The organism is Actinomycetospora sp. C-140 (assembly GCF_054796175.1).
In genome coordinates this window covers 52,736-68,862 of record NZ_JBTWNF010000005.1, presented here as the reverse complement: position 1 = coordinate 68,862, position 16,127 = coordinate 52,736, and the positions used below count along the sequence as shown (strand labels likewise).

13 protein-coding genes are annotated in these 16,127 nt (G+C 72.9%); 7 read left to right on the top strand and 6 right to left on the bottom strand.

Annotation, left to right across the window (positions count from 1 at the left end; all coding sequences use genetic code 11):
- Nucleotides 1-15: 15 nt before the first annotated feature.
- Nucleotides 16-684: a GntR family transcriptional regulator gene (locus tag ACR9E3_RS10250; protein WP_460380135.1), complete on the bottom strand. Its 669-nt coding sequence runs from the start codon at nucleotides 682-684 to the stop codon at nucleotides 16-18.
- 111 nt (nucleotides 685-795) lie between these two features.
- On the opposite strand from ACR9E3_RS10250, the gene ACR9E3_RS10245 reads away from it, so the two are divergent.
- Complete coding sequence (locus ACR9E3_RS10245; protein ID WP_460380134.1) at nucleotides 796-2,160, top strand: L-serine ammonia-lyase; 1,365 nt, start codon at nucleotides 796-798, stop codon at nucleotides 2,158-2,160.
- A gap of 10 nt (nucleotides 2,161-2,170) precedes the next feature.
- Nucleotides 2,171-3,016: a formyltetrahydrofolate deformylase gene (purU, locus tag ACR9E3_RS10240; protein WP_460380133.1), complete on the top strand. Its 846-nt coding sequence runs from the start codon at nucleotides 2,171-2,173 to the stop codon at nucleotides 3,014-3,016.
- Nucleotides 3,017-3,020: 4 nt separating this feature from the next.
- On the opposite strand, the gene ACR9E3_RS10235 is transcribed toward purU, so the two are convergent.
- From ACR9E3_RS10235 to ACR9E3_RS10225, 3 genes are read right to left on the bottom strand one after another with little or no spacing between them, the layout of a single operon-like run.
- Nucleotides 3,021-3,794: an IclR family transcriptional regulator gene (locus tag ACR9E3_RS10235; RefSeq protein ID WP_460380132.1), complete on the bottom strand. Its 774-nt coding sequence runs from the start codon at nucleotides 3,792-3,794 to the stop codon at nucleotides 3,021-3,023.
- Between the two features lie 10 nt (nucleotides 3,795-3,804).
- Complete coding sequence (locus ACR9E3_RS10230) at nucleotides 3,805-3,999, bottom strand: hypothetical protein (protein WP_460380131.1); 195 nt, start codon at nucleotides 3,997-3,999, stop codon at nucleotides 3,805-3,807.
- A gap of 28 nt (nucleotides 4,000-4,027) precedes the next feature.
- Nucleotides 4,028-5,173 carry an aromatic ring-hydroxylating oxygenase subunit alpha gene (locus tag ACR9E3_RS10225; RefSeq protein ID WP_460380130.1) on the bottom strand — a complete coding sequence of 382 codons (1,146 nt, stop codon included), beginning with the start codon at nucleotides 5,171-5,173 and terminating at the stop codon, nucleotides 4,028-4,030.
- Nucleotides 5,174-5,604: 431 nt separating this feature from the next.
- Here ACR9E3_RS10225 and ACR9E3_RS10220 point away from each other — a divergent pair, with 431 nt between their 5' ends.
- On the top strand, nucleotides 5,605-6,777 hold the full coding sequence (locus ACR9E3_RS10220) for an NAD(P)/FAD-dependent oxidoreductase (RefSeq protein ID WP_460380129.1): 1,173 nt from the start codon (nucleotides 5,605-5,607) through the stop codon (nucleotides 6,775-6,777).
- Nucleotides 6,778-7,085: 308 nt separating this feature from the next.
- On the opposite strand, the gene ACR9E3_RS10215 is transcribed toward ACR9E3_RS10220, so the two are convergent.
- A complete protein-coding gene (locus tag ACR9E3_RS10215) occupies nucleotides 7,086-8,519 on the bottom strand; it encodes an MFS transporter (protein WP_460380128.1) in 1,434 nt (477 codons plus the stop codon).
- A 235-nt stretch (nucleotides 8,520-8,754) separates the two neighbouring features.
- Between ACR9E3_RS10215 and ACR9E3_RS10210 the strand changes: the two genes are divergently transcribed.
- Both ACR9E3_RS10210 and ACR9E3_RS10205 read left to right on the top strand, forming a co-directional pair.
- The gene (locus ACR9E3_RS10210) at nucleotides 8,755-9,120 is read left to right on the top strand and encodes a bifunctional 3-phenylpropionate/cinnamic acid dioxygenase ferredoxin subunit (protein ID WP_460380127.1); all 366 of its coding nucleotides are present in this window, start codon (nucleotides 8,755-8,757) and stop codon (nucleotides 9,118-9,120) included.
- 177 nt (nucleotides 9,121-9,297) lie between these two features.
- A complete protein-coding gene (locus ACR9E3_RS10205) occupies nucleotides 9,298-12,078 on the top strand; it encodes a LuxR C-terminal-related transcriptional regulator (protein ID WP_460380126.1) in 2,781 nt (926 codons plus the stop codon).
- A 13-nt stretch (nucleotides 12,079-12,091) separates the two neighbouring features.
- On the opposite strand, the gene ACR9E3_RS10200 is transcribed toward ACR9E3_RS10205, so the two are convergent.
- A complete protein-coding gene (locus ACR9E3_RS10200; RefSeq protein WP_460380125.1) occupies nucleotides 12,092-13,708 on the bottom strand; it encodes a flavin-containing monooxygenase in 1,617 nt (538 codons plus the stop codon).
- 135 nt (nucleotides 13,709-13,843) lie between these two features.
- Here ACR9E3_RS10200 and ACR9E3_RS10195 point away from each other — a divergent pair, with 135 nt between their 5' ends.
- Both ACR9E3_RS10195 and ACR9E3_RS10190 read left to right on the top strand, forming a co-directional pair.
- Nucleotides 13,844-15,019: a serine hydrolase domain-containing protein gene (locus ACR9E3_RS10195; protein ID WP_460380124.1), complete on the top strand. Its 1,176-nt coding sequence runs from the start codon at nucleotides 13,844-13,846 to the stop codon at nucleotides 15,017-15,019.
- Nucleotides 15,020-15,035: 16 nt separating this feature from the next.
- Entirely contained in the window at nucleotides 15,036-16,097 is a 1,062-nt protein-coding gene (locus ACR9E3_RS10190; RefSeq protein ID WP_460380123.1) for an alcohol dehydrogenase catalytic domain-containing protein, read from the top strand.
- Nucleotides 16,098-16,127: the final 30 nt, after the last annotated feature.

Sequence of the window (16,127 nt, the reverse complement as noted above, 5' to 3'; positions counted from 1 at the left end):
GTTCGCTCACATAACTCAGATGACCGCGCGGATCGCCTTCTCGAAGCCCTGCACGTGCTGGCGGGCCTTGCGGGCGGCCACGTCCGCCTCGCCGGCGGCGATCGTGCGCAGCAGCCCGGCGTGCTCCTCGACGTGCGAGACGAAGTCGGACATGCGGTCGAGGAAGAGGCAGAAGATCCGCGTCGCCAGGTTGTCGTAGCGCACGAGGGTGTCCTCGAGGTGCGGGTTGCCGGCGGCGTGGTAGATCGCCCGGTGCACCCGCATGTCCCAGCGCATCAGCTCCTCGCGCGAGAGCGAGCGCACGTCGAGGGCCTCGGTGGCCTCGGCCAGCTCCTGGAGGTCCGCACGCACGGCGTCGCCCGCGTCCTCCGCGGCGCGGCGCGCGGCGAGGGGCTCGAGCTGCACGCGGATGTCGGAGATGTAGGCGAGGTCGGTGATGTCGACGGCCGTCGCGAAGGTGCCGCGGCGGGGGTACGAGATCACCAGCCGGTCGCTCTCGAGCCGCTTGAGCGCCTCGCGGACGGGCGTGCGCCCGACCTCCAGCGACTCGACGAGCGCGACCTCGTCGATCGGTGCCATCGGGGGGATCTCCAGCATGATCAGCTTGTCCTGGATCGCCGCGAAGGCGCGCTCGGACAGCGACAGCGGAGGGCTCGTCTCCTGCTCGTCGGGAAGCACACTCACAGCCGGAGCCTACAACAGACGGAGCAATACTTCTCCCACGCGGCGACAACTGATATATTAAGACGATCTCCTGCGCACCGCAGCGCCCCGTTCCCGACCCAGGGGGTGTCCGTGGCCATCTCGGTGTTCGACCTGTTCAAGGTGGGTATCGGCCCGTCCAGCTCCCACACCGTGGGGCCGATGAGGGCGGCGTACCTGTTCGTCTCGCGCCTGCACGACACCGACCTCCTGCCGCGCGTCGTGTCGGTGCGCTGCGAGCTCTTCGGCTCGCTCGGCGCCACCGGCCACGGGCACGGCAGCGTCCCGGCCGTCGTCCTCGGGCTCACCGGCCGGCAGCCCCACCTCGTCGACCCCGTGGAGGCGCAGCCGGTGGTCGCCGCCGTCCGGGAGGCCCACGGCATCGCGCTCGCGGGCAAGCACCGGATCGCGTTCTCGGTCGACCGCGACGTGGTGCTGCACCGCACCCGGCGGCTCGCGTTCCACAGCAACGGCATGGTGTTCACCGCCCGCGACACCGCCGGCGACGTCCTCGAGCGCCGCGAGTACTACTCCGTCGGCGGCGGGTTCGTGCTGGACGAGGACGAGACCGGGGAGAGCGTGATCCGCGAGGACACGACCCCCGTGCCGTACCCGTTCGCCTCCGGCGACGAGCTCGTCGCGCTCGCCCGCACGCACGGCCTGCGGATCAGCGACGTGGTGCTCGCCAACGAGTCGGCGTGGCGACCCGAGACCGAGACCCGCGCCGGGCTGCTGCACCTGTGGTCGGTGATGCGCGAGTGCGTCGAGCGCGGCACGACGACGTCCGGCGTGCTCCCGGGTGGACTGCGGGTGCGACGCCGCGCCGCCGAGCTGCGCGGCCACCTCGAGGCCGAGGGCGCCGGCGCGACGGACATGGACCGCGTGACGCTCGACGCGCTCGCGGTGAACGAGGAGAACGCCGCCGGCGGCCGGGTCGTCACCGCGCCCACCAACGGCGCGGCGGGCATCGTGCCCGCGGTCCTGCACCACGCCGCCCGCACCGTGCCGGGGTTCGACGACGACGCCGTCGCCCGCTTCCTGCTCACCGCCGCGGCGATCGGCCAGCTGTTCAAGCGCAACGCCTCGATCTCGGGCGCCGAGGTCGGCTGCCAGGGCGAGGTCGGCTCGGCCTGCTCGATGGCCGCGGGCGCGTTCGCGGAGCTCCTGGGCGGCACGCCCGAGCAGGTCGAGAACGCCGCCGAGATCGGGATCGAGCACAACCTGGGACTCACCTGCGACCCCGTCGGGGGCCTCGTGCAGATCCCGTGCATCGAGCGCAACGCCGTCGCGTCGGTCAAGGCCATCACCGCGGCCCGCATGGCGGTGCGCGGCGACGGCGTGCACCACGTCTCGCTGGACAAGGCCATCCGGACCATGCGCGCGACCGGGGCCGACATGAAGGTCAAGTACAAGGAGACGGCCCGGGGCGGGCTCGCTCTCACCGTCGTCGAGTGCTGAGGAACCCCGCGTGACCGCGTTCGTGCTGACCCTGAGCTGCCCCAACCGCACGGGCATCGTCCGCGCCGTGAGCGGCCACCTCGCCGCGCACGGCGGCGACATCGTCGAGCACCAGCAGTTCGACGACGCCGTGAGCGGGCGGCTGTTCCTGCGCACCCGCGTCGCGGTCCCGGACGGCGCCGACCTCGACGCGATCGCGGCCGGCTTCGCGCCCGTCGCCGCCGCGTTCGCGATGGAGTACGCGTTCCACGCGCCCCGGCCGGTGCGTGTCCTCGCGATGGTGTCGCGGTCGGGGCACTGCCTGAACGACCTGATCTTCCGCTGGCGCTCCGGCAGCCTCGGCGGCGAGCTGGTCGGCGTGGTGTCGAACCACGAGGACCTGCGCGCCATGGCCGAGTCGGCGGGCCTGCTCTACATCCACGTGCCGGTCACGCCCGCCACGAAGGCCGAGGCGGAGGCGGAGCTGCTGCGACTCGTCGACGCGTGGGATGCCGACCTCGTGGTGCTCGCCCGCTACATGCAGGTGCTCTCCGACCGCACCTGCGCCGCTCTGCGCGGGCGCGCGATCAACATCCACCACTCGTTCCTGCCCGGCTTCGCGGGCGCGAAGCCCTACCACCAGGCCTACGACCGCGGGGTCAAGCTCGTCGGCGCGACGGCGCACTACGTCACCGCCGACCTCGACGAGGGCCCGATCATCGAGCAGGAGGTCGTGCGCATCGACCACACCCACGACCCCGCGGCGCTGCAGACGGTCGGCCGCGACGCGGAGGCGCTCGCGCTCTCCCGCGCCGTGCGGTGGCACTGCGAGCGGCGGGTGCTGCTCGACGGCCACCGGACGGTGGTGTTCCGCTGAGGGGCTACCCGGCCCGGTACCCGAGCGCCGCCGAGAGCTCTGCGGCGCCCTCCCGCAGGTCGGCGACGACGGCGCGTGCCCGCCGGCGGGGCAGCCGGTAGGACGGGCCGGTGGCCGACAGCGCGGAGCCCACGGTGCCGTCACCGGAGAACACCGGCACCGCGACGGCGTGCATCCCCACCTCGAGCTCCTCGAACGACCGGGCGTGGCCCTCGTCGAGCACCCGGGCGAGCTCGGCGCGCAGCGCGGCGTTCTCGACGATGGTGTCGTCGGTGTAGCGGTGCAGCGCCCGGCGCAGCAGCGGGCGGCGGTCGTCCTCGTCCATCCACGCGAGCAGCACCTTGCCCGCGGACGTGGCGTGCAGCGGCGTCCGGCGGCCCACCCAGTTCTGCGACGTGATGGCCGCGGCGCCGTCCTCCTGGGCGACCGTGATCGCGACCTCGCCGTCGGAGACGGCCACGTTCACGGTCTCGCCGAGGCTCTCGGCCAGGCGCCCGCAGATCGGCTGCCCGAGCCGCGCGACGTCGAGTCGGGCGGTGGTGGCCGCCGCGAGCCGCACGATGCCGTAGCTCAGCGCGTACTTCCCGCGTTCGCCCTGTTGCTCGAGCAGGTGGCGCGACTGCAGCGCCGCCACGAGACGCGAGGCGGTCGACTTGTGGACCTCGAGCTCCTCGGCGATCTCGGTGATGCCGAGGTCCCCGCGGGCGGCGAGCATCTCCAGGATCGACACGGCCCGGTCGACCGACTGGACCGCGGACCCTTCTCTCGTCGGGGACATCGCCGCGACGCTATCGGTCGGCGGCGTCGTTCCCGAGAGCCCGGGCGAGCTCGACGAGCAGGCCCGGCAGACGCGCCGCACACGTCGGGCAGACGCAGCCGCTGCCGTGGACGTTCAGTTCGTCGGCGACCGCGAAGGCGTCGCGGTAGTCGCGGGTGGCGAGGTCGGAACCCGACGGGTCGGAATTCTCCGGGGTGACGGACATGTGCTTTCTCCTCGGGGGAAGGAACGGCTCAGCTGATCTTCTGCAGGACCCAGTCGTGGAACTCGCCGATGTGGTGCTCGCTCGGCACCAGGACCCCGCCGCGGGCGTAGGAGCGGGAGTCCATCGACACCTGGCAGCGCTCGCAGGCGTCGAAGTCCTGCTGGTTGACGCGGTCGAAGAGCTCGACGGAGCGGTCGATGTCCGCCCCGGAGTCGACGACACCGGGCAGGTAGAGCCAGTCGCAGCGCACGAGGGTGCGCTCGGCGGTGAGCGGGAACATGCGGTGGAACACGACGTGGTCGGGGACGAGGTTGACGAACACCTGCGGCCGCACCGTGATGGCGTAGTAGCGACGGTCCTGGTCGTCGCCGACGCCGGGAATGCGCTCGAGCCCCGCGGAACCGTCGACCGTGAATCCGTCGACGTCCTCGCCGAACGCGGCGCCGTGCCCGACGAAGTACTGCGCCGCGAGACCGTCGGCGAATTCCGGCAGCACCTCGGTGAGCTCGGGGTGGATCGTGCCGCAGTGGTAGCACTCCATGAAGTTCTCGACGATCTGCTTCCAGTTCGCCTTGACGTCGTACTCGATCCGCCGGCCCAGCTTCAGGTCCGCGACCTGGTAGCCGACGATCGCGTCGGGGGAGCCGAGGCGGGAGGTGACGTCGCCGATCACCGTGTCCTCGAACGACGGCGGGTCCTCGGCCAGGCAGAGCCAGACGTAGCCGAGCCACTCGCGCAGGTGCACCGACCGGAGTCCGAAGTCGGCGCGGTCGACGTCGGGCATCTCGCGCAGGTGCGGGGCCGAGACGAGCGAGCCGTCGAGCCCGTAGGTCCAGGCGTGGTATGGGCACTGGAAGGCGCGGCGCACGGAGCCCTTCTCCTCGGTGCAGATGCGCGCGCCGCGGTGGCGGCAGACGTTGAGGTGGGCGCGCACGGCGCCGTCGCGAGCGCGGGCCACGATCACGCTCTCCCGCCCGATCTGCACGGTCTCGAAGTCGCCGGGCGACCGGATGTCCGCCGCGAGGACCGCGCAGAACCAGCCGGTCTCGAAGATGAGCGCCTGCTCGGCCGCGAAGATCGTCGGGTCGGTGTAGTACCGGCCGGACAGCGTCCCGCGCAGGCTCGCCGGCAGCTGCGACCCCACGATCGCCGGTGCCATCTCTCCTGTGGTCATGAATCCGTGCTCCTCGAGGGCGCGGCGGTGGGGTAGGGGCCTCCGCACCGGGCCGGGGACGGTCGCGTCCCGGGGCGGTCACGGTCCGGAGCTGGTCCGGCACCGTGGGTCTCTGGCTATGTTGCGCAATGAGCAACGTGACTCTCAATGCGCAACACACGGTCCGCGACTGCCGGATCGCCTGTCAAGGGTGCGAGTGGACGAGTTCTCGTCCGTGAACCTCTCGTGACGACCCCGGCGTGCCCCTTGACAAGCGGCTCCGCCTCTCCCACCGTTCTGAGTTGCGTATGAAGCACTGTGTTGCTCATATCGCAACCTCTTCACTCCAGCACGCGGGGTGTCGTTCCCACCGGTCCCTTCCCTGACGAGGAGCGAGCCCGTGGCTCGAGGAGGTCCTCTCCCTCCCCACGGCGAGGCCCCGAGGAGGCCCCATGAAGACCATCGCGATCGTCGGCGGATCCGTCGCTGGCGTCCGCTCCGCCGAGGCCCTGCGTGGCGCCGGGTTCGACGGCCGGCTCGTGCTCGTCGGCGACGACGTCCACCGGCCTTACGACCGGCCGCCGCTGTCGAAGGCGTTCCTCGACGGTGGCGCCGACGAGGACGCCCTCGACCTGCTCGACGACGACGAGCAGGCCGAGCTCGCCCTGGACCTGCGGCTCGGCGCGACCGCGACCCGCCTGGACGCCGCCGGGGGTCGCGTCGTGCTCGCCGACGGCACCGACGTCCGGGCGGACGGCGTCGTGATCGCCACCGGCGGGCGCGCCCGCCGGTTGCCGGGCACCGCGGGGGTCGAGGGCGTGCACACGCTCCGGACGCTCGACGACGCCCGGGCCCTGCGCCGCGCGCTGCGCGAGGGCAGCCCGCGGGTGGTGATCGTGGGCGCCGGGTTCATCGGCGCCGAGGTCGCGTCCACCTGCCGGGCGATGGGGCTCGAGGTGACCGTCCTCGACGGCCTGCCGCTGCCCCTCGCCCCGGTGCTCGGCGAGCGGGTCGCGCGCGGGTGCGTCGACCTCCACACCGCGCACGGCACCGAGCTGCTGTCCTCGACCACGGTGGCCGGGCTCGCGACCGTGCCCGCGGGCGACGGCCGCCGCGTCGTCGGCGTCGAGCTCGGCGACGGCAGCACCGTGAAGGCGGACGTGGTGGTCGTCGGCATCGGCATCGCGCCGAACACCGAGTGGCTCGAGGGTTCCGGGGTCCGCCTCGAGAACGGGGTGTGCACCGACGCCGGCATGGTCACCGACCTGCCGAACGTCGTCGCGGTCGGCGACGTCGCCCGGGCCGCGGGCCGTCGCCACGAGCACTGGACGAGTGCGGGCGAGCAGGCCGCCGTCGCCGCGAGCAACCTGCTCGGCGGCGCCACCGGGGCCACCGTGCGGCCCAGCGGCTACGTCTGGTCCGAGCAGTACGGGCGGATGCTGCAGCTCGCCGGCCACCCGTCGGCGCACGACGACGTCGAGATCGTCGACGGGGCTCCCGACGAGGGCCGCTTCGTCGCGCGCTACACCGACGGCGCGGGCACCACCACCGGCGTCTTCGCCATGGGCAACCCGCGCCTGTTCGGGCGCCTGCGCCGCACCGAGCTCCCGCGCGCCGCGAGCTGACGCGCCGCCCCTTCTCGCCGAAGTGGGGAGCGAGGGCGTCCCTCGCTGCCTGGGACGCAGCGAGGGACGCCCTCGCTCCGTTGGGTGCGGGGGTGGGGGCGTGGGCGTGGGCGCGCGAGGGCACGTTCGGCCGGTCGGTGCGCCTGTCGGTCGTGCGCGAGGTCCCTCTCGCGCGCGTCGCGTCGCCGCGACACAGCGAAGGCGTCCCTCGCTGCTCAGGACGCAGCGAAGGACGCCCTCGCTCCACCCCCGGAGCGAGGCGCTGCTGCGTCACACCCCGAGCGAGTCACCGCGTCACGCCCCCGGCGTCAGTGCCGCGGCGGTTCCAGGGGCACGCCGTCGGGCGAGGTCGCGGGCGGCGGGAGCTCGGCGCTCGACGTCAGGGGCGCGGCGCCGGCGAGGGGGCGTCCCGCCGTCTCGGGCAGCAGGGCGACGCTGACGACGCCGACGACCCCGGCGGCCACGAGGTAGTACCCCGGCCAGTCCAGGTTGCCCGTCGCGGTCGTCGCCGCCGCGATCACGGTGGGCGCGGTGCCGGCGAACAGCGAGACCGCCACGTTGAACGTCAGGGCGAGCCCCCCGTAGCGCACGAGCGTCGGGAACATCGCCGGCAGGGTGGACGGGGCCACGGCGGCGAAGCACACGAGGCACGCGCCGATGAGGAACAGGCCGCCGAGCTGCCCGAGGAAGCCCTGGCGCAGGAGCCAGACCGCGGGCAGCCCGACCACGACGAGCGCGACGCTGCCGGTGAGCAGGATCGGCCGGCGCCCCACGCGGTCCGACAGGCGCCCGAGCGACGTGACGACGGCCAGCATCACCAGCATCACGATCACCTGCAGCGCCGTGGACGTCGCCGTCGCGGTGCCGGTCTCGCCGTGCTCGCCGAGCGTGGACGTCAGGTAGGTGGGGATGTAGTTGGTCAGGACGTAGTTGGTGATGTTCCAGGCGACGACGATCCCGCCCGCGACGAGCATGGCGCGCCGGTAGCGGACCCGGAGGATCTGCAGCGCCCGGCGCAGCGGCATCGTCGCGAGGGCGGGGGAGCGCTCCATGAGCTGGCGGAACGCCGGTGTGTCCTCCAGCCGCAGCCGCAGGTAGATGCCGACGACGCCCAGCGGCAGCGCGAGCATGAACGGCAGCCGCCAGCCCCAGGCGAGCAGGTCGGCGTCGTCCAGCAGGGCGATCACCGTGGCACTGACGCCCGCGCCCAGCGTGTAGCCGGTGAGCGTGCCGAACTCCAGCCAGCTCCCGAACAGGCCGCGACGCCGGTCCGGGGCGTACTCGGCGATCATGGTGAGCGCACCGGTGTACTCGCCGCCCGCCGAGAACCCCTGCAGCATCCGCATGACGAGCACGAGGACCGGGGCGGCGGCGCCGATCGCGCCGTAGCTCGGGATGAGGCCGAGCAGGACCGTGGCCGCCGCCATCAGCACCACCGTCACCGACAGCACCCTGGTGCGGCCGATGCGGTCGCCGAGGGGGCCGAAGACGAGCCCGCCGAGCGGGCGCATGAGGAAGGCCGCCGCGAAGGCGCCGAGGGTGTAGACGGCGGCCCACGGACCCGCCTCGGGGAAGAACACCCGGCTGAGGACGGCCCCGGCCAGGTAGGAGTAGATCCCGAAGTCGTACCACTCGGCGACGTTCCCGACGGCGGCCGCGGCCGTCGCGCGGCGCAGGGTGTGCTCGCCCTCGATCGCGCGGAACGCGCCGCCGCGCCCCCGCGGCTGCGCGTGCTCGGTCATGCGTCACTCCCCGGGCCGCCCCGGTCGGCGGCCTCGTCCGCCGGGCAGTGTGTCACCCCGGTGGCCTCACCGCGGTAACCCGACTGACATACCAGCGTCGTATCAGTGCGATGTGTCAACAGCATGGGTCATCGGGGCCTCATCGGCCAGTGCCCATTGACGCCGATTCCCGCAAGCCTCACCCTTGTGTTGCGGACAGCAGGACACGATGCGTAATACGCAACAGGAGCCGGACATGATCTACGTGGCAGAGCTGGCCGACATCCCCGTCGGGGAGTCGGTCCGGGTGCAGGGCTCGGTACCCATCGCCGTCTTCAACGCCGACGGCGAGCTCTATGCGATCGACGACACCTGCACGCACCAGGACGCGTCGCTCTCCGACGGCTGGCTCGAGGGCTGCGCGGTCGAGTGCCCGCTCCACGCGGCGTGCTTCGACCTCCGCACCGGCCGTCCCAGCGGGCCGCCCGCGAAGAAGGCCGTGCGCACCCACCCCGTGTCCGTCGTCGACGGTCTCGTCTACGTCGAGGAGACCGTCGAGGAGACGGTCGAGGAGACGGCTCGGGAGGCGGCCGCCGGGCGCACCCCGGCCCTCGTCGACTGAGGGTCGCCGCGCGAACGGCCCTACCCGAACGGGTGGGCCGGAGCGCCGCGGCGGGTGCCACGGTGGTCTCGGTCACTTCGTGCGGTGGGTGTCGGGGCCGGCACGGCACGTCACGTGACGGTCGCCGGTCGCCGTCTCGCCCCGGGCGGAGGGCGGGCGGGAGAGGCGCGGTGGCCGATGGCGATCACCCGGCGTCGGACGATCACCCATCCCCGTGCCGTGCCCCGGGAGGCCGTGCCCCCCGAGGCGGTGGCCCGGGAAGCGGTGACCAGAGAAGCGGTGGCCCGGTTCCGGGCCCCGACCCACGTCCGCAACGTCATCGAGCGCCGCCGGCTCCTCGGACTGCTGTGCGAGGGCGGGGCGCGCCAGCTCGTCGTCGTCCACGCCCCCGCCGGGTACGGGAAGACGACGCTGGCCGTGCAGTGGCTGTACCGGCTGGAGAAGGACGGGGCCGTCGTGGCCTGGCTCGGCCTGCACCGCGACGACAACGACCCGCACTGGTTCCTGTCGCACCTGCTCACGGCGGTGCGCCGGGTCCTGCCGGCCGCCGCGGACGTCATCGACGACCTCGTCGAGCTGATCGAGCAGAACGCCGAGGACGTGGCAGGCTACACGCTCTCGGTGCTGCTCGACCGGATCGCCGACCACGGCGGCCGCTTCGTGCTGGCCTTCGACGACTGGCACCTCGTCGAGGACGCCGAGGTGCACCGCGCCCTCGTGCGGCTGCTCGACTTCGCCCCGCCCAACCTCTGCCTCGTCCTCACGAGCCGCCGGCGCCCTGCGCTGCCGCTGAGCCGCCTGCGGGTGCGGGGCCAGCTGGTGGAGATCGACTCCGAGGCTCTGCGGTTCGACCTCGCCGAGACCACCGAGTTCCTCGTCGACCTCAACGGCCTGCCCCTCGACGGCGACGACGTCGCCCGGCTCTCCGCGGGCACCGACGGATGGGTCGCGGCCCTGCAGCTCGCCTCGCTGTCGCTGCGGGACTGCGCCGACCCGGCCGCCCTCATCCGCGGCTTCTCCGGCCGGCACCACTCGGTGGGGGAGTACCTCGCCGAGAACGTGCTCGACGCGCTGCCCCCCGGGATCCTCGACTTCCTGCTCGCGACGTCGGTGTGCGACCGCCTCTGCGGTGACCTCGCCGGCACCCTGGCCGGTCGCGCCGACGGCCAGGCGATGCTCGAGGAGCTCGAGACCCGCGACCTGTTCCTGCGCCCCCTGGACGCCGAGCGGGAGTGGTTCCGCTACCACCACCTCTTCGCCGACCACCTGCGTCGCCGGCTCGAGCGCGACCGGCCACGCGAGGTGCCCGGCCTGCACGCGCGGGCGTCGGCGTGGTTCGCCGAGCACGGGCTGGTGTCCGAGGCCGTCGACCACGCGCTCGCGGCGGGCGACGTGCGGCGGGCGACCGACCTGGTCGAGGCCCACGCGATGCCGCTGGTGGAGCACAGCCGGATGGTCAGCCTGCTCGGGCTGCTCGGGCGCCTGCCCGCGGCCGCCGCCGACGACCGCCCGGCGCTGCTCATGGCCGTGGCGTGGGCGAACTGCCTGCTCCAGCGGACCCGAGCGGCGCGCGCGGCGCTCGACCGCGTGCGGGCGGCGCTGCCGTCCGGTGGGGACGAGGAGCGCCGCAGCGAAGCCGACGTCGTCCAGGCGTGCATCGACGTCTACGACGACCGCACCGACCGCGCCGAGGACCTGGTGCGGCGCAGCCTGGACCGCGCGCCGGTCTACCGGCCGTGGGTGGTGGCCGTCGCCGCGAACATCCAGTCCTTCTGCGACATCCACGCCATGCGCTACGGGTCGGCGCAGGACCGGCAGCGCTGGGCGCGGCCGTTCCACGACCGTGTCGGCGGCCCGTTCGCCGCCGTCTACGGGCGGTGCTTCGCCGGGATCGCCGCCTTCGCCGAGCTCGACGTCCGCCGCGCCGGCGAGTACCTGCGCGATGCGGTCGACCTGGCCCGGGAGTCGGCGGGCCGGCGCTCCCACGCCGCGCAGCTGGCGGCCGCGCTGCTCGGCGAGCTCCTCGACGCCCGCGGTGAGCAGGAGGAGGCCGAGCGGCTGCTCGAGGAGAGCGGCGAGCTCGGCGCCGAGAGCGGCGTCGTCGACTTCATGACCGCCAGCTACGCGCTCCTGGCGAGGATCAAGGCCCGACGGGGCGCGACGACCGAGGCCGCCGAGCTGCTCGCCGAGGGCAGCCGGGTCGCCGACCGGCTGGACCTGCCGCGCCTGGGGTCCGCCGTCGGTGTCGAGCGCATCGACCAGCTCCTGGCCGCCGGCCGTGTCCGCGAGGCGCGCCGGGTCGCCCAGGAGCTGCCCGACGGGGCCGACCGGCCCGGCGGCATCGGCGTGGTGATCGACCAGCTCCGGTCGCGCGGGCTGGCCGCGGTGCTCTCGGCCGAGGGCGACCACGGCGCCGCGGCGGCGCTGCTCGAGGAGGTCATCGACGACGCCCGCCGCCGGGGCCAGCGCCGGACCGAGGCCGCCGTGACCGTGGCGCTCGCCGTCGTCGAGGAGCGCGCCACCCGGTCGGTGGCCGCCGAGCGGTCGCTCGCCGCGGCCCTGCACGCGGCGCTCCCGGCCGGGGTGCCCCAGCTCGTGCGCGACGGCGGGCCCGAGGTCGCCCCGGTGCTGGAACGCCTCGTCGCGCGGGCCGGCGCCGCCCGGCCCGCCGGGGAGGAGCCGCTCCCGCCGGCCGCGCAGCTCACCGCCCTGCTCGGGACCATGACCGACGACCACGGGCCGGTCGCGGCGGCGAGCTTCGACCTCAGCGGCCGGGAGCTCGAGATCCTGCGGATGCTCGACGTCGGCGGGACCAACCAGGAGATCGCCCGGGCGCTGACCGTCACGGTCAACACCGTGAAGTGGTACCTGAAGAACATCTACAGCAAGCTCGACGCCTCCAACCGCACGGAGGCGGTGTCGGTGGCGCGCCGCGGCGGCGTCCTGCCGGGTGTGTAGGAGGCCCCGCTCCTCAGCGTCGGGAGAACGCCGGGTAGCCGGCCGCCGCCTCCTCCTCGCACTTCTGCCGGTAGGTGCCGACCCCACCGATGTAGGACAGCAGGCGGCGCGGCTTGCCCGGGATGTTCGAGCCCAGGTACCACGACGTCGTCCTCGGCACGAGCGTCGAGCTCGCGATCTCCTCGTGGTGGGCCACCCAGGCGTCCTCGCCCTCGGCGGTCGGCTCGATCGTCGACTTGCCCGCGGCGCGCAGATCCCGCACCGCGCCGGTGATCCACTCGGTCTGCTGCTGGAGGCAGGTCGTCATGTTGCACAGCGCGGCCGACGGCGCGAGCGGCACCGCGGTGGTGAGCAGGTTCGGGTAGCCGTGCTTGGCCAGCCCCATCGTCGTGCGGATGTCCTGCCCCCACTCCTCGGCCAGCGACCGGCCCTCCCGGCCGCGGACGTCGATGCGGGTCAGCGCCCCCGTCCCCGCGTCGAAACCGGTCGCCAGGATGATCACGTCCAGCTCGTGGAGGGTGCCGTCGGCGAGCTCGATGCCCTCCGGCCGGATGCGCGCGATCGCGTTGTCCCGGACGTTGACCAGGTCGACGTTCTCCCGGTGGTAGACCTCCAGGTAGCCGTTCTCGAGCGGGACCCGGTGCGTGCCGAACCCGTAGTCGGTCGGCACGAGGGTGTCGATGAGGTGCTGGTCGCCGCGCAGGCGCTCGCGCATCTTGGTCCGCACGAACTCCGAGACGGCCTCGCTGATCTCCTCGACGAAGAAGATCTCACCGAACGACGCGAGCCAGAGCTTGAGCGACCCGTCCTGGTAGATCTCCTCGAGGATCTCCTGGCGCTGCTCCGGGCTGCAGTCGGCCCAGGCGTGCTCGAAGTCGTACTCGAAGCCCGTGAACGTGTGCGGGATCGTCGAGCGCAGCTCGTCGAAGCGGTTCTTGTACCACTCCTGCTCGGCCGGGCCGTACGTCGGATTCTTCATCGGCAGCGCGTACTGGGGGGTGCGCGCGAACACCGTGAGGTGCCCGACCTCGGGCGCGATCGTCTGGATGACCTGGATGCCGGTCGCGCCGATCCCGACGACGCCGACGCGCTTGCCGGCGAGGTCCGGCCCCTGCTCGGGGTACGACGACGTGAACACGAGCTCGCCGGCGAACGAGTCGGTGCCCTCGATGTTCTTGACGGGCGCCGAGAGCATGCCCGCGCAGGACACGAAGAACTGGGTGTCGACGACGTCGCCGCGATCGGTGCGGATGGTCCACCGGCCCCGGTCGTCGTCCCAGTGCGCCGCGGTGATCCTCGTGGCGAACTGGATGTCGCGGCGCAGGTCGAGCCGGTCGGTGACGTAGTGCAGCCACTGCTCGATCTCGGGCTGACCGGGGAACTTCTGGCTCCAGCTCCAGTCCTTGTAGAGCCGCTCGTCGAAGATGTACTGGTAGATGTAGCCCTCGGAGTCGAACCGGGCGCCGGGGTAGCGGTTCCACCACCACGTGCCGCCGACGTCGCCCGCGGCGTCGTAGGCCCGCACGCGCAGGCCCTGCTCCCGCAGCTGGTGGAGCTGGTAGAGCCCCGCGACGCCGGCGCCGAGGACCACGGCGTCGAGCTCCAGGGTGGTGGGTTCTGTCGTCGTCATGGCCGCCTCCTCGCGTGCTCCTGCCCAGGTTCGGCGTGACCGCGATCACGATGCCCACCCGTTGGGGTGGGTGATGTCGCACCACCCGGCGGTCTGATGGGAGGCGGTGGTTCCCCGGAGGAAGGGATCGGTGACATGAGCAGGACCATCGACGGCACCGGTATCGACAAGGTTCTCTCGGAGGCGGTCGACCGCGGCGCCGTCCCGCACGTCGCGGCGATCGCCGCGGATGCCGACGGCGTGTTCTACGAGGGCGCGGCGGGGGTGCGGATCACCGACGGCGGCACGCAGCCGGTGTCGACGCGCACCGAGTTCCGGATCATGTCGATGACGAAGATGGTGGCCACCGTCGCCGCGCTGCAGCAGATGGAGCGTGGCGAGCTGGACCTCGCCGCCCCGGTGGCGGAGTACGTGCCCGCGTTCGACGAGCTCCAGGTGCTCGACGGCTTCGACGGCGACACCCCGCGGCTGCGCCCGCCGGCGTCCCGGGCGACGGTGAAGCACCTGCTGACCCACACGTCCGGGCTCTCGTACTGGTTCTGGAACGCGGACATCAAGCGGTACGAGGAGCTGACCGGGCTGCCCAACGTCGTGCCCGGTGACCGGGCGGCGCTCCGCGCGCCGCTGGTCGCCGACCCGGGGACGCGCTTCGAGTACGGCATCAACACCGACTGGCTCGGCCTGGTGGTCGAGGCGGTCGAGGGCAAGACCCTCGACGTCGTGATCAAGGAGCACATCACCGGGCCGCTCGGGATGGACGACACGATGTTCCTGCTCGACCACGGGCGGAAGGCCACCAAGACCGCCGTGCACATGAAGGGTGAGGACGGCCGGTGGACCTCGGCGGGCGACCTGCTGCCCGACGAGCCGCAGTGGTGGTCCGGCGGCCACGGCATGCACTCCACGCCCCGTGACTACATCCGCTTCGAGCGCGCGCTGCTGCGCGGCGGCGAGCTGCTGGGGTCCCGCATCCTGCGCCAGGACACGGTGGACGCGGCGTTCAGCGACCAGCTGGGCGGCATCCCGTTCCCCACCGAGATCGCCACCGCGGACCCGCCGATCACCGACACGCTGACCCTCGGCCCCGGCTGGACCTGGGGCTACGGGCTCCTGCTCAACACCCAGGACGTCCCGGGGGCCCGGCGGGCCTGGAGCGGCGCGTGGGCCGGCCTGCTGAACACGCACTTCTGGATCGACCGCACCACCGGGATCTGCGCGTCGATCTACACCAACTCGCTGCCGTTCATCACCGAGAACGAGGCCTGGAAGCTCTACCAGGACTTCGAAGGCGCCCTCTACTCGTCGCTCTAGAAGGGACACCGACACCATGGCGGACACGATGAAGGCGCTGGCCTTCCTGGGCACGGGCAAGGTCGGGCTGGTCGAGCGGGAGATCCCGCAGGCCGGGCCCGGCGACGCGATCGTCCGGACCACGGCCGCGCTGATCTGCACCTCCGACGTCCACACCGTCGCCGGCCTGCTGCCGGTGCCGGAGGGGCGGCTGCTCGGGCACGAGAGCGTCGGGATCGTCCACGAGGTCGGCGAGGGCGTCACCTCCGTGCAGGTCGGCGACCGGGTCGCGGTCAACGCCGTCACGCCCGACGGGACCTGCGACAACTGCCAGGCGGGCTACACCTCGCAGTGCCGTGGACCGCTCGGCGGCTACCGCTTCACCGTCCAGAAGGACGGGAACATGGCCGAGTACTTCCACGTCAACGACGCCGACTACAACCTCGCGCCGATCCCGGAGGGTCTCGCCGACGACGTCGCGGTCTACGCCTGCGACATGCTCTCCACCGGGATCATCGGGTCCGAGAACGCGAACATCCCGATCGGCGGCAGCGTCGCGATCTTCGCGCAGGGCGCCGTCGGCCTCTCGGCGACCATCGGGGCGAAGCTCCGCGGCGCCGGGCTGATCATCACCGTCGAGGGCCTGCCGAACCGGGCCGAGCTCTCGAAGCGCTTCGGGGCCGACGTCGTCATCGACCCGTCGTCGGGCAACGTCGCCGAGCAGATCCTGTCGATGACCGACGGCGGCGCCGACTCCACGGTGGAGGCGCTGGGCAACCAGGTCACCTTCGAGGGCGCGCTCTACGCCACCCGGCCCGGCGGCACGCTGTCCAACGTCGGGTACCACGGTGAGTCCGGCCCGACGGTGACGATGCCGCTCGACGCCTGGGGTCTGGGGATGGCCGGCAAGAAGATCGCCACCGACCTGTGCCCGGGCGGGCGGCTGCGCATGGAGCGCCTCATGCGCCTGCTGGCCAACGGCAAGGTCGACCCGACCCCGATGACCACCCACCGGATGGGCATCGACCAGGTCGAGGAGGCCTTCGCGATGATGAGCGAGAAGCGCGACGGGATCGTCAAGCCGCTCATCACCTTCTGAGCGGCGACCGGGGACGGGTCGCCAGGTCCG